This is a genomic window from Phytobacter palmae (assembly GCF_039409775.1).
GTDB classification, from domain to species: Bacteria; Pseudomonadota; Gammaproteobacteria; order Enterobacterales; family Enterobacteriaceae; genus Phytobacter; species Phytobacter palmae.
Genome location: NZ_JBCIVJ010000010.1, coordinates 179,470 through 191,891, shown reverse-complemented (window position 1 = coordinate 191,891; position 12,422 = coordinate 179,470). Strand labels below are relative to the sequence as shown.

Sequence of the window (12,422 nt, the reverse complement as noted above, 5' to 3'; positions counted from 1 at the left end):
GCTGTTTAGCGCCTGCATCATACGACTGGTGAACTCGTCGCCGGAGTTCACCATCATGTGAGACGTTGGCAGATCAAGAGCGACAACGCGCACGCCTTTCCCTTTAATCATCCCTGTCAGCTTTTCCCAATCTTCCGCATTAAGGCGCGATAGACGATCTACCTGTTCAACTAACAACACATCACCGCTTTGCGCTATATCGAGCAACTTCATCAACTCAGGGCGAGCCAGTGCCGCACCAGACTCGTTCTCAACGAACCAAGCAGAGATAGCAACGTCATTGCTGGTGGCGAACTCCTGCAAATCCTGACGAGCACGTTCAGCGTTCTGGTCTTTGGTGGAGGCACGAAGATAGGCGTAGATGCGGCTGCTGTTCATGTTGTGTTTCCCGTTGCTGGTAGCATTTAAGTGGTTCATCGAAACCGGTAGCTTTTAGACGGTATCACCGACAATGAAACCGGGTTTTACGGTGTGCTCTTGATGGTAGTTATTGCGTATACCCATAAACTACCAAAGAACAAGAACAGATTACAGACAATATTTAAAATAGTTGATAAAAAACCACGCTATATTATTCACTATTACTCTCAATTGGAATATAATTTCATTCGTTACTATTACAAGGCGAAACCATGAAAAAGATTTTAAAAACGCGCAATGCAGAGCTTGCCGGGATTGGGCGCACATCATTCCGGTTAGAAGACACCACATGGACAGCGCTCGATATGCTGGCAGCAAGGCGTGGCATACGCTGGCAGGATTGGGCAAGTGAAGTATTAGCGGGACAGCCTGATGCGCCAAACAGGACAGCTCTGATACGTGCAGCATTGGCTGACGAATTGATGACCGAACAAATTTTTGCTCTTGGCGAAGCTGGGCCAGTGGAAGCGAATATCCATCATGAAATTATCGGTAACGGCTACTGGCGGATTAACGACGAACAACTACAGATCGAGCTGGAAGGGGCTACGATCACCACACGTGATAACTCATTTGCGGCGTTCACGTTATTGACTGGTTACAGAGACAAAAGCTACGGCGGATCACCATTCGTAATCATCCAGAATGAGCTACGCGGTCAGCTACATCTCATGATCGCACCAGACGTTGATTAAGGAGAAAACAATGAAAGTTAAAACGCTTTCAGCAAGCGAGGCGGCTTATTTTTTGAGAGCCAAGCTGGGCGACGTCAGGGCATGGGATGATTTATTAGCGGATATGCGGCGCGGGAGGACTAGTTATCACGGTGAGGTCTTACTTCCCGTCGGAAGATATTCCGCCACTCGCCACCCTCGCCCGGTTTATCTATTTAGTGAAGTATGTGAGTTCGTCGAAAAAGTCTCACGCCTTTGCCCTCCCCCCGCCAAGCCGCACATGCTGTCTATGCTTGAGGTTGACATTGACCTCACCGATAAGCGGCATTGGAGCGTTCGCCCTCCAATAGCGACGAGCTGAAAGGCTGGCAATGAACAACTATCAACAAACAGCGGATTCAGCCTTGAAGCAATTCAGGGCTACCGCCGTCATCGACTGGTTCGACGTTGAGATTCGCACCGAACGCCCAACACAACACCAACACATCCGCAGAGCGCTGAGAGAGATAACGAGCGTTAATCGCTGGTGGGTTGAGGCAATCGACATGCAGCCCGGTGATGTTACTGACACATTCCGAATTCGCTTTCATGACGAGCTGGCGAACAACTATCAGCAGCTCAGTGCTGCGCTCCATGCGTTAGCCAGACTGTTCACGTTTGCAGCCGAACCGACTATTGCCGGGATAGAGATCAGTTGTGACTTCTGGCACAAACAACAGTCAGTTGAAGCAACACGCGCCCTTACATATCGGATGCAAACAAGCCTGTTCGCCCCGGGCACCAATCATCGCCAATACAACGGCGACAACAGCAGTAACCAATTTCTTGATAAGCCCGGCAATCGTATAAACCCGGCTTATAACCTACGGATTGGCAACGAAGATGACGCCATTTCATGGCAGTGCTATCACAAGTGCACCGACAAGAAGCAGCCGCTGCCGCTTCGTCAGCAACGTGCTCGTATAGAGGTGACATTACAGGGTGACGCGCTACAGCAACACGGCTTCGGTCTTCTCTCCGGGCTGCAACACTTCCAGTTTGAAACGCTCGCCAGTCTTTTCACGTTCCGCCGTCCTATAGCTGCGGCACAGATGGCAAAGGGGGATCTGTTTCGGCTCATTTCAATCAACTGGATACGCTCATACAGGGATGCAACGACGGAACGCGGCATTCACTCTTTCAGCACTGTAGGACAACGCGACAAGAAAGGCAGAACGCGGGCAGAGAGTAGTCACCTGACAGCAGACAAAGAACTGAGTAACCGGGTTAGAGCAGCGTTGCGGAACCTACGCCCGTAAATATCCATTCCAAAAAAGTGTGCGGGTTTTGAAGCAGTGATCCGCGTATCTACTGGGGTGACGGGCTGCTACCTAATAACTTAAATACATACAACCGCTAACCAACTACGTTTACACAAAACAACAGGTAACAGGGAAAACCGAAAGGGAGAAGCGGAGCGGCGAACTTCACCAACAAGCTGGCTCGGAAGATGACCGCTGAAAAGTGAAGAGTCTTAGGTTTTAACAACCCCCTTCTTGGCGAAGCAGTTAAAAACTTCGGTGTTTGAAAAACAAAACCTTATACATAGAATTGTTGGCAGTTATTCGCAACCAGATGGGCCATGAGCACGCCGCATGTTCCACCCCATAAATTCTACTACCCTAAATAATAAACGTGGCTGAAAGCCCTACAGCGCGTTGGATGCGTATGCCAACGAGTTACGAGTTCGCGGTGTAAATTCAGCCCTAACAAACTGGCGTAATAAAGAGTGCATCTTAGGTTCGCCAGCATCCCGCATTGCGTCCGGAAATTTCTGCGGCGGTGATGCAATCCTTATACCACTGCCCTGATAAACCTTGTTGAAAAATCCACGCCCGCGTAGTTCAATGAAGTGCCTCTATCGCTTTCTAATCAGGGAAGTTTATGTCCGCCTCAAACTATTATCAGAATAAGCCGGATGGTTATGTGCGCTTTGATTGGCGTGGTAACTCCATAGAAGGCGAGTTTTTCAGCCATGAGTCGTTTGGTGACGATATTGATCCGAAACTTGGTTATATACGGCCATTCGACAGAGTAATCAGGCAACAACTAATCGATAATTTACAGGCAACTAACGGCATCGACCTCCAGACATTCATCTCGCAAGGCGACCTGATCACCTGCGATGCTTTTGTGACCCATAAAGATTTACAAGCAAAACACCAAGTTGTCCTTGACGCTTTTGAGTTCATTGATGAATCCGAGCTGACAACTGAAAGAGAACTCATTAGCAACTGCCGGGCCGATTTATTACGACGCCAATACATTGTCGGCGTCCAGCTTAAGCAACCCAAAGAGTCCTTGGACAATCTCAACGCAGAGTTCCTTAAATGGGTGACACCTTTCTACGAGCCGCTGCGTTACGAGCGGAAATGGTCAACCAAGCATCGCGAAGGGTTATTACGTTTTGGCGTGCTCGTTGTTTTAGCTGTGCTCGCGTATGCTCATTTTAGCTGAGAATAGACTGTCAAGACTTACCCTGATGCTCTGGCGAACTACCTTAATTCTGCATCGCGTTTTTCTACTCGTAATACAAATGCGTCAAGGAGAAATAAAAATGGAAAAAAAGATGATGAAAGCTGTATTAGCAAGTTTGGTTGCATCCAGCGTTATCGCACTGACCGGCTGTTCTACATCTCCAGAGATGGAAGCAGCAAAACAGCCGCTGGGTAGTATAGTCAGTGTTGTTAACGTTCCCGGAGTTAAAAAAGACGCACTATACAGTAGCTCTAAAATTTGGGTTGCAAAGGTTTTCACTGATGCTAACAGCGTGATCCAATATTCCGATAAAGAAGAAGGTTCGATTGTCGGTAAGGGTAATGTTAAATACCCATGCGACGGCTTTAATGATTGTCTGGCAAATGAAAATGTTCGATATAAATTCACTATGAAAATCGACACGAAAGATGATAAGGCTCGTATCACCTTTGATGATATCCACATTTATCGTCCGGCTCATGTAACCAGCGGGATTGCGTTCCCTGCCATTGATTCGCCAGATATGACTGTTGGTGGACAGGCGAAAGCCAAAAAAGCATTGAATGATATTGTGGAACAATATAAGCGTGAGATCGTGACAGAAAGCAGCTCTGCTGCAAAAGACTGGTAACGGCCATCAGCCCAAAAACTTACCGAAACAATTTTTTGGGCTTTTATAACCGACCACGAATAGTTGTATGATCGGAATATCAAAGGTTATAACTCTGCACTTTATGTTCTTATTAACGCAGTGTGTTTCATCTGGCTTAACCAAGCGCTCTAGGAAAGCACAACGAAATTCACCCCATGATTTCACTACCTTCTATCAAAAATTCGCCAGAGGGATTCCCAGCGCGTCTGAGCTGCATATTACAGCTTTGCTTACGGATGGTCGTCTAGCCCTGAAAGCATAGCGCCGGTTCTCGATGCTTTTTACGCAAGCGCAGACTGGCGCAATGGCCCACGCGAAGACATCATTGGCAGCATAGAAATCAGCATTAAAGCAGTGATGATCCTACCATCGGAAAGCGTGGAAGGGCTGCGGGTGCAATCGTAGGTTAACTGGCTTCACCAGACGCGTTTTGAGCGCCGCCAAATTTCGCACCATGAAATCCACTACCCTCAATGAAAAATGCGCCAGGGAGCATCCCTGCGCATTCAAACATCACTCACCTGAATAGTAACCCCGGATTAGTCTGCTTGTTTGCCTCTTTTTCTCCGTAGCGCATCTCTGACCGCATCCAGCCCATCAGAAATGTTAAATTTCGCTACCTCAGGCAACGAAAAATCAATTTTCTCCACGACTTCAATCATATGAATCGGTTTGAGGTCTTTGCTATACCGCACTTCTGTTTCCGTTTCGCCGCGGACATGTCCGACTAGCTGCGCACGTAGTTCCGGGCTGACGCCCTTCTCTTTAAGCAAGGTTGAGACGGAATGGCGAAACGAGTGAAAAGACTTAGTTCTGTTCCTCTCTAGTTTCAATCGACGTGCCAACAGCGATTCATTGAACCATGCGGAAACCGGTCTACCATAGCCTTTAGTTTTATGAGGCTTGAGTTCGGGGAACAGGCGGACATACCCGGCATCTTTTAAGGCGTTCACGTAGTCTATAAAACCAAGATCAATAAGCGTGGAGTGAATCGGAATTTTGCGACGAGCATTAGCGTTTTTTAGTTTCTTCCCGTTTTCGCTATCGCTTTCAAGATTCAAGTAATAAACACCGTCTTCTGCCAGAACATCATCCAGCAGCAATTGCGCAATTTCATTAACTCGCGCCCCCGTCAGCACCCCCAGTAAAGGTGTCCAATAGTGAAACGGGCAATATTGATGAAATCGCCCTTGCACGTTACGTTCACCGGTTCCAGCCACAAACCACGGAAGTGAAAAAATCGCCTTAATTTCATGCGGTTCAAACACGTCAGTGTGATCCTGATCTCGCTCATCTTTATCATCGCGCGGGAAAAAGTTTTCGCATGGCGATTTCAGTAGCTTACCGTCAGCAACAGCCCACTTCATTGCACCATAAAGGCCGTTGATATACTTCCTGACGGATTCCTCAGTCATCGATTTATCGCCGCATTCCGCCGCTTTAGTGATTAACTCATCCAGCGTTTTCACTCCATATTTAGCTTTGACTAAATTACGGTTTGCCGGGATCGTGCGCAGTTTGCTCTCATAAGCCCGGAGGAAATCGCGATCAAAATCTTCCAACTGAATGTCGCCCATCGCTTCAATCATAAAACCGAAGTAGTTACGGATATCACTTATAGCCGACTCCGATACCTTGCCCTTGCGCCGATGCTTTACATACTCAGAACATAACCACGACAGGCTCTTGGTGTAATACTTTCGATTAACATACTCGTTATCGATAGCGGGGACCGGAGCAGTAAGAGGCACGGCAGGAGGAATACTAACGGCTGGTGGTGTGGTCTTAGCCAGCCAATCAAGTCGGAGGCTTTCTGCGTGGACCTTATTGATCAACAGCGTATCAGGTTCAATTACCGGACAACTGGAGGTGAAAAACCAACCGCCTTTAGCTTCACTTCCGGTAGTTTTGAACACCGAAGCTTCTGAATAACCGTCGCTGATAATGTTACGCAAATGCGCTGGCTGCGCTGTCAGTTGCAGATAACCTTTAGCAACCCCCTCAATACCCTGCTCTTCGCCATAGTTAAGCACGTAGCTGCCATCAAGAGGGTCTAACTCGGCCTCAGAGAGGGTCTCAACATAAAAGCCAGCCTGCCCCGTCGCCAGCCAAAATACGGGCAAGTTACGGTTTATCACCGCCTGAATTAACTGAGCAACGGGCAGTTCAATCGCCTGGGAGAAGTTTGAAAGCGAGATCATCCCCTCACCAGTAAGCAGCGGGGCGCTGTCACTTAAAGTCTGATAATCCATTAGTTCATACTCATGTAAGGTCTGATACCAGACCGCCAACAGGAGCGCGGACTTCTGCTTAGCTTCATGAAGATCGTGAGTGCCTGTTGAAGTGTGAATCTCACACTGTCCTGCATATCGACGAAAACGTTGGGGAACGCTAATGCGGATAACATAAATGCCGCTAGGACGTCGATAGAGTTTATATCGCTGAGACATCGCCTCGTATAGCCTTTTGTAAGAGGGGCTACGCGATCACAAGCAAAATATCGGAAAAAGTTATTTAAAAACAACTAATTAGAGAAGTCTTGGTGCCGAAGGCCGGACTCGAACCGGCACGTATTTCTACGGTTGATTTTGAATCAACTGCGTCTACCGATTTCGCCACTTCGGCACTGAAGGGGATGCGGAAACGTCACGGATTATACCTGTCACACGCTGGCATGCAAGCGGCAGCAGGCATGTGCTGCACTAAGTGCTGAAAAAACCATCGCATCTGCTTTTAAACGCCAATTCAATCACATTTTGTTATTCCTCAGACTTATACAAGTTGTGCGATTTCCCCTAAACCTCCTCCACAATCTGCTATACCCACCATACTTAAGGCTGCGGTTTCGTTGGAGGCATTCGTCCCAGGAACTTACCTCATTAAGTCCAGGGCGCCTCTCTTTTGCCGCCATTCTGCAACGTGAATTATTTAGGGTATACACTCAAATCTCACACCATCATGAGGAAAGGCGATGTCGATTATCAAAAGCTATGCCGCTAAAGAAGCCGGGGCAGACCTGGAGCTGTTTGAGTACGACGCGGGGGAATTGGGTCAGGAAGACGTGGAGGTACAAGTGGATTATTGTGGGATCTGCCACTCGGATTTGTCGATGATCGACAACGAGTGGGGCTTCTCTCAATATCCGCTGGTCGCCGGGCATGAAGTGATTGGCCGCGTGGTAGCGCTGGGTAGCGCCGCGCAAAACAAAGGGCTGAAAGTCGGCCAGCGCGTGGGCATCGGCTGGACGGCGAAAAGCTGCGGTCACTGCGACGCCTGTATCAACGGTGACAATATCAACTGTCAGGAAGGCGCGGTGCCGACCATCCTTAACCGCGGCGGCTTTGCCGACAAGATCCGCGCGGGCTGGCAATGGGTGATCCCGCTGCCGGATACCATTGATGTCGAGACCGCAGGTCCGCTGCTCTGCGGTGGTATTACTGTGTTTAAACCGCTACTGATGCACCATATCACCGCTACCAGCCGTGTCGGGGTCATTGGAATTGGTGGGCTGGGCCATATCGCCATCAAACTGCTGCGCGCGATGGGCTGTGAGGTGACGGCGTTCAGTTCGAATCCGGCGAAAGAGGCCGAAGTACGCCTTATGGGCGCGGATTATGTGGTGAACAGCCGCGATCCGGAGGCCTTAAAAGCGCTGGCGGGCCAGTTTGATTTGATTATCAATACTGTGAACGTTGATTTGCAGTGGCAGCCCTACTTTGAGGCGCTGGCCCACGGCGGCGCGTTCCATACCGTCGGCGCAGTGCTGAAACCGCTGGAAGTCCCGGCCTTTACGCTGATTGGCGGCGACAGAAGCGTCTCCGGTTCCGCGACCGGTACACCCTTTGAGCTGCGTAAGCTGATGAAGTTTGCCGGACGGGCGAAGGTGGCACCGACTACCGAGATGTTCCCGATGTCGCAGATTAACGAGGCGTTGCAGCATGTGCGTGACGGAAAGGCGCGTTACCGCGTGGTGTTGAAAGCGGATTTCTGATATGCCTCTCTCTCTTAAAGAGAGAGGGAGAAAACCCATACTCACATTTGCCCTAAGAGCCAGTCGTAGCACGGTAAGCGCGGCACATCCGGGAAATGCCTGCACCCTCTCCCCGAAAGGGAGAGGGTGAATCAACCCTTTGTCTTGTGAGTGTCAGGATGAGAGATAAAGACTACCCCTTCGCTATCGCTGCAAATACTTCTGCAATCGCCACGGCACCGGGGTCGGTGACACCTTCCAGATTCTCACTGTTCACATAGGACGAACGCCCCGCGCCGGCGGTCTGCATGGTCGCGGTTTTCGCGGCTCCCGCTTTTGCAGCAGACGCTGCGGCATCAAGCCCGCTGTCGCGCAAGGCTTCCAGCGCCGGTTGTAGCGCATCGATAAGTGTCCGGTCGCCCGGTTCCGCGCCGCCATAATGTTTCATCTGGTTCAGTCCGCGCAGCAATGCCTCCGGGAGCGACTTGCCATCATGCACAGCCTGGCCTGCGGCGGTGAAGAAAATAGACATCAGCACGCCGCTGGAACCGCCCATCACCGTTGCCAGCCGTTCTCCTACCAGTTGCAGCAACTGCGCGGTGTTATTCAGCGGCAGCTCGCCTTGCTCCAGCAAATGGATGATTTCTCGTGCCCCTTCGGCAAATGTCGAACCGGTATCGCCATCGCCTACTTTGGCATCCAGCGCATTCAGGCGGTTTTCGAGGTCAACAAGCGTCCGCGCCGCCGTCGAGACCAGCCTTTTTACCTGCGGGTTCTCCGACGGTTCGATTTCCAGTTGGTTGTAGACCGGGCTGTGGCGCTGGGTTTTCATCGGTGCAAAAGGTACGGGTTTTTGCCAGCCAACGGTCTGCACATCGGCATTCAGGGCTTTCTCAAAAGTTTCGTTCAGACGTAACAGTGAGAGAGAAAAACCTTTCATATCCAGCGAGCTGACCAGCGGTGCGGGGCCAATCAAATACGCAATCTGATCTTTGAGCGCCGAGTATGCCAGCTCTTTGGTAAGCAGGGCCATCTCCAGCGCCGATACGCCGCCCAGGTTGTTAATTAACACCGCAACGCGGTCATCCCCGGCCTGTGCTTTCAGCGGCGCAACCAGCTTCTCAATCAGCTTCTGGCTGTTATACGAGTCGACGGTGCTCGCGCCTGGCTCGCCGTGAATGCCGAGACCCAGTTCGACCTGGCCATGCCGGATGCGCTCGTCTTCATCACTGCTACCCGGCAGATTGCAGGTCTCCATCGCCAGCCCCAGGCTCCAGACGCTCTCACTGGCCTGCCGGGCGATGTTATGCACTTCGCTTAAGGATTTACCCTGCTCGGCGGCATAGCCTGCGATTTTATGTACCAGCGCCGTCCCGGCGATACCGCGCGGCTGTTTGTTGTCAGGCAGGGCGATGTCATCGGCAACAATCACCATCTCTACTTTCAGGCCGTAGCGTTTGGCCTTTTCTGCCGCGAGGCCAAAGTTAAGGCGGTCACCGGTGTAATTTTTGACAATCAACAGGCAGCCCCGATCGCCGGTGACGGCAACGATAGCGTTGAGCACCGCATCAACGCTCGGCGAAGCAAACACGTCGCCGCAGACGGCGGCGGTGAGCATTCCTTTACCGACAAAGCCAGCGTGAGCGGGTTCATGGCCGGAACCACCGCCGGAAATCACCGCAACGCGGGATTTATCCCAGTCGGCGCGGGCAACAATACGAATAGCGGGATCGATGTCGAGGCGAACTAAATTGCCGTGGGGAGCGGAAATCACCATTCCTTCAATGGCGTCATTGACCAATTGTTTTCGGTCATTAAAGAAGAATCTGGACATAGCTTCCTGAATTTTTTGAGAACCGTAAGGAAAGCGTAGCCAGGATAAGGGAAAGTGCGTCGGGGAAATAGCGGGAGTTTACCTTAACCTTCTCCCGGAGTAAGAGAGAAGGTCGGGTAACCCGGATATGGCGAAGCGCCGCATCCGGGAAAGAACAGAGACCTAGCTCTTGCGCATCAGCAGCCAGAGGCTAATCAGGAAGAAAGAGGTGCTTGGCAGCAATGCGCCAATAATCGGTGGAATACCGTATACCAGCGTCAGTGGGCCAAAAATCTGGTCCAGTAAATAGAAAACAAAACCGAAGCTGATACCCGTCACCACGCGCACGCCCATCGGCACGCTACGCAGCGGGCCAAAGATAAACGACAGCGCCATTAGCATCATCACCGCCACGGAAAGCGGCTGGAAAATTTTGCTCCACATCTGTAGCTGATAACGCCCGGCATCCTGACCGCTTGATTTCAGGTATTTCACGTAATTGTGCAGACCGCTAATCGACAGCGCATCGGGGTCCAGCGCCACCACGCCCAGTTTGTCCGGGGTGAGGTTAGTCTTCCATGTACCGGTCAGCGTCTGCGCACCGGTCACTTGTTTCGGGTCAGTCAGGTCGGATTCATCCACCTGCGACAGCCGCCACAACTTAGTGTCTTTATCGAATTTCGCTAAAGCCGCGTAGCGAACGGACTGTAAACGACGCTTATCGTTGAACGCGTAAATACTCACTCCGCCCAGTTCATCATCGCTTTTTACCCGCTCGATATAGACAAACGTCTGGCCATCTTTCGCCCACAGCCCCTGCTGGGTGGAGAGCAGCGAACCGCCATACATGGACTGCGCGCGCTGGTTACGCGCCATTTGTTCGCCTTGCGGAGCCACCCATTCGCCAATCGCCATGGTTAACAACACCAGCGGGATAGCGGTTTTCATCACCGACAGCGCCACCTGCATACGGGTGTAACCCGAAGCCTGCATCACCACCAGTTCACTGCGCTGGGCCAGCATCCCCAGCCCCAACAGCGCGCCAAGCAGCGCCGCCATCGGGAAGAAGATCTGAATATCTTTCGGCACGCTGAGGATGGTATAAAGCCCTGCTCCCATCGCGTCATAGCTGCCCTGCCCGGCTTTTTTCAACTGGTCGACGAATTTGATGATGCCGGAGAGCGACACCAGCATGAACAGCGTCATCATGATGGTGTTGAAAATAGTTTTACCGATATAACGGTCAAGTACGCCAAACGCCTGCATTATACGGCTCCTCTGCCCATCACGCGGGCGCGAATCCGACGCATCGGTACCGTGTCCCACAAGTTCAGACCCATCGCCAACGCCAGGTACGCCAGGTTAACCGCCCACATCCAAATCAACGGATCGATTTTGCCTTTCGCGGCATTGGATCGCAGGGAGGTCTGCAGCAGGAAGAACACCAGATACAGCAGCATGGCAGGCAGCATCGACAGTACGCGTCCCTGACGCGGATTCACCACGCTCAGCGGCACGACCATCAGCGCCATCATAAATACGGTAAAGATGAGTGTCAGACGCCAGTGTAACTCAGCCCTGGCACGCGGGTTATCCGTTTGCCACAGCGTACCAAGCCGCATCTGCTCAGTATCGTCCGGGTCCAGCGTCACCGCCTGGTGGCCGATAATCGCCTGATAATCTTTAAAATCAGTGACGCGGAAATCACGCAACAGCGCCGTACCTTCAAAGCGAGTGCCGGTGTTCAGGGTCACGACCTGAGAACCATCTTTCAGTTGTGTAAGATGACCGGAATCAGCCACCACAACAGACGGGCGGGCATTGCCTTTGGTGCGAATCTGCGCCAGGAAGACATCATGGAATTGACTGCCTTCCACGCTTTCGATAAACAGTACCGAGTTGCCGTCAGAGGCTGGCTGGAACTGCCCTTGCGCCAGTGCGGCCATGCCAGGGTTGGCTTTGGCATCAGCCAGCACCGACTCCTGATGGCGCGATGACCAGGGGCTGAGCCACATGACGTTAGCCGCCGCCAGCGCACCGGTGAACAGCGCCAGTATCATTGCCGCTTTGACCAGCACAGCCCGGCTCAGACCGCAGGCGTGCATGACCGTAATTTCACTTTCGGTATAAAGTTTGCCCAGTGTCATTAGCAGACCGAGGAACAAACTGAGCGGCAGGATAAGTTGCGCCATCTCTGGCACACCGAGACCCAGTAGCGAGAGTACCAGGTTCGTGGGAATTTCGCCGTCGACCGCTGCGCCGAGGATCCTTACCAGTTTCTGACAGAAGAAGATCAGAAGCAGGATGAAGAGGATCGCAAACTGGCTTTTTAGCGTCTCCCGCGCAAGATATCTTATGATTATCACTTTATATTAC

At 51.5% G+C, this 12,422-nt stretch carries 11 protein-coding genes, 1 tRNA gene and 1 pseudogene; 7 read left to right on the top strand and 6 right to left on the bottom strand.

The annotated features are described in order from the left end of the window. On the bottom strand, window positions 1–378 hold a 378-nt coding region (locus tag AAIG39_RS14240), incomplete at its 3' end, for a recombinase family protein (RefSeq protein ID WP_343194141.1). Between the two features lie 254 nt (window positions 379–632). On the opposite strand from AAIG39_RS14240, the gene AAIG39_RS14235 reads away from it, so the two are divergent. From AAIG39_RS14235 to AAIG39_RS14210, 6 genes and pseudogenes are all read left to right on the top strand, one after another. After that, window positions 633–1,115: a ribbon-helix-helix domain-containing protein gene (locus AAIG39_RS14235; protein ID WP_343194140.1), complete on the top strand. Its 483-nt coding sequence runs from the start codon at window positions 633–635 to the stop codon at window positions 1,113–1,115. A 10-nt stretch (window positions 1,116–1,125) separates the two neighbouring features. After that, entirely contained in the window at window positions 1,126–1,455 is a 330-nt protein-coding gene (locus tag AAIG39_RS14230) for a hypothetical protein (RefSeq protein ID WP_343194139.1), read from the top strand. 10 nt (window positions 1,456–1,465) lie between these two features. Continuing rightward, window positions 1,466–2,392 carry a hypothetical protein gene (locus tag AAIG39_RS14225; protein ID WP_343194138.1) on the top strand — a complete coding sequence of 309 codons (927 nt, stop codon included), beginning with the start codon at window positions 1,466–1,468 and terminating at the stop codon, window positions 2,390–2,392. Window positions 2,393–3,017: 625 nt separating this feature from the next. Continuing rightward, window positions 3,018–3,590: a hypothetical protein gene (locus tag AAIG39_RS14220; RefSeq protein WP_343194137.1), complete on the top strand. Its 573-nt coding sequence runs from the start codon at window positions 3,018–3,020 to the stop codon at window positions 3,588–3,590. A 100-nt stretch (window positions 3,591–3,690) separates the two neighbouring features. Further along, complete coding sequence (locus tag AAIG39_RS14215) at window positions 3,691–4,242, top strand: DUF4468 domain-containing protein (RefSeq protein ID WP_343194136.1); 552 nt, start codon at window positions 3,691–3,693, stop codon at window positions 4,240–4,242. Between the two features lie 282 nt (window positions 4,243–4,524). Beyond that, window positions 4,525–4,668 (top strand): annotated as a pseudogene (locus AAIG39_RS14210) (NIPSNAP family protein); the annotation flags it as partial. A 134-nt stretch (window positions 4,669–4,802) separates the two neighbouring features. Here AAIG39_RS14210 and AAIG39_RS14205 read toward each other — a convergent pair. Both AAIG39_RS14205 and AAIG39_RS14200 read right to left on the bottom strand, forming a co-directional pair. Further along, a complete protein-coding gene (locus tag AAIG39_RS14205; protein ID WP_343194135.1) occupies window positions 4,803–6,713 on the bottom strand; it encodes a tyrosine-type recombinase/integrase in 1,911 nt (636 codons plus the stop codon). A gap of 90 nt (window positions 6,714–6,803) precedes the next feature. Next, window positions 6,804–6,888, bottom strand: a tRNA-Leu gene (locus tag AAIG39_RS14200). Window positions 6,889–7,234: 346 nt separating this feature from the next. Between AAIG39_RS14200 and ahr the strand changes: the two genes are divergently transcribed. Beyond that, window positions 7,235–8,254, top strand: coding sequence for an NADPH-dependent aldehyde reductase Ahr (gene ahr, locus AAIG39_RS14195; RefSeq protein ID WP_039076898.1), 1,020 nt, complete (start codon window positions 7,235–7,237; stop codon window positions 8,252–8,254). Between the two features lie 172 nt (window positions 8,255–8,426). Here ahr and AAIG39_RS14190 read toward each other — a convergent pair whose 3' ends face one another. The 3 genes from AAIG39_RS14190 to lptF form a co-directional block, all read right to left on the bottom strand. Then, window positions 8,427–10,067: a dihydroxyacetone kinase subunit DhaK gene (locus AAIG39_RS14190; protein WP_343194134.1), complete on the bottom strand. Its 1,641-nt coding sequence runs from the start codon at window positions 10,065–10,067 to the stop codon at window positions 8,427–8,429. Window positions 10,068–10,229: 162 nt separating this feature from the next. Continuing rightward, window positions 10,230–11,312, bottom strand: coding sequence for an LPS export ABC transporter permease LptG (gene lptG / locus AAIG39_RS14185; RefSeq protein WP_090081157.1), 1,083 nt, complete (start codon window positions 11,310–11,312; stop codon window positions 10,230–10,232). Continuing rightward, the gene (gene lptF, locus AAIG39_RS14180) at window positions 11,312–12,412 is read right to left on the bottom strand and encodes an LPS export ABC transporter permease LptF (RefSeq protein WP_090081153.1); all 1,101 of its coding nucleotides are present in this window, start codon (window positions 12,410–12,412) and stop codon (window positions 11,312–11,314) included. Before lptF ends, lptG begins: the two co-directional genes overlap by 1 nt. Between the last annotated feature and the right edge of the window lie 10 nt (window positions 12,413–12,422).

Coding starts and splice junctions, on each gene's coding strand:
- AAIG39_RS14235 (WP_343194140.1), top strand. CDS start 633: ATGAAAAAGATTTTAAAAACGCGCAATGCAGAGCTTGCCGGGATTGGG.
- AAIG39_RS14230 (WP_343194139.1), top strand. CDS start 1,126: ATGAAAGTTAAAACGCTTTCAGCAAGCGAGGCGGCTTATTTTTTGAGA.
- AAIG39_RS14225 (WP_343194138.1), top strand. CDS start 1,466: ATGAACAACTATCAACAAACAGCGGATTCAGCCTTGAAGCAATTCAGG.
- AAIG39_RS14220 (WP_343194137.1), top strand. CDS start 3,018: ATGTCCGCCTCAAACTATTATCAGAATAAGCCGGATGGTTATGTGCGC.
- AAIG39_RS14215 (WP_343194136.1), top strand. CDS start 3,691: ATGGAAAAAAAGATGATGAAAGCTGTATTAGCAAGTTTGGTTGCATCC.
- AAIG39_RS14205 (WP_343194135.1), bottom strand. CDS start 6,713: ATGTCTCAGCGATATAAACTCTATCGACGTCCTAGCGGCATTTATGTT.
- ahr (WP_039076898.1), top strand. CDS start 7,235: ATGTCGATTATCAAAAGCTATGCCGCTAAAGAAGCCGGGGCAGACCTG.
- AAIG39_RS14190 (WP_343194134.1), bottom strand. CDS start 10,067: ATGTCCAGATTCTTCTTTAATGACCGAAAACAATTGGTCAATGACGCC.
- lptG (WP_090081157.1), bottom strand. CDS start 11,312: ATGCAGGCGTTTGGCGTACTTGACCGTTATATCGGTAAAACTATTTTC.